Here is a 697-nt window from a genome sequence, read left to right on the forward strand (position 1 = left end):
AGCTTGCCCCACCAGTTGAAACTGCATATTTCTCACCAAAAGAGAACATATCTGCTACTTTAGCCATTTCAGCTTTAGCTGCATCTATCTTTTTCCGATAATAATTACCACTAAAAGGCTTACTATCCAATAACTTCGGCGCTTTTCTTGCTGCGCCTGCAGCTAGCTTTGCAGTTCCTGATGCTCCCTTGACCGCCCAACTACCTGGTATTAAGGCAGGAATGGTCGCACCAGTAACGTACATAACACCTTCACTTTCCACGGTATCGGTGAAAGCTTGGGCAGTTGATTCCACTACACGCATAGGATCTTGCATAAATTGTAACGCAGCTTGTGTGTAGGCATCAACTGTTTCATTTGCACTATCTTTTAACCAAGATGGTTCAACGGGGTCAGGAACAATGCCAGATACGGCAACAACACCTGCATCCTTAACTACGGTTAGCAATCCCGTGACCATGCCCGCAATGCTGTTTACTATCCCTTTTTCAAAATCATCGACAGCTTTGTTTACACTACTAACAACGTCCATGACACCTTCAAAGAAATTCGTATATTTCCTTTTTACGTTTCCGGCCAAGTTATTGTATTCATCATCTGCATTTTCAAATCTTTTCACTTTGGAATTATAAAGGTCCCATAACTCGTCCATATTACGTTGCAGCTTTTTTTGGGTTGATTCAATGCTTGTTTGGAT

1 protein-coding gene is annotated in these 697 nt (G+C 42.0%); it reads right to left on the minus strand.

All coding sequences use genetic code 11. The annotated features are described in order from the left end of the window. On the minus strand, positions 1–697 hold a 697-nt coding region (locus D1839_RS14250), incomplete at both ends, for a hypothetical protein (RefSeq protein ID WP_166554460.1).

Source organism: Roseburia sp. 1XD42-34, from assembly GCF_009917385.1.
In the GTDB taxonomy this organism is placed as follows: Bacteria; Bacillota; Bacilli; order Bacillales; family Amphibacillaceae; genus Virgibacillus.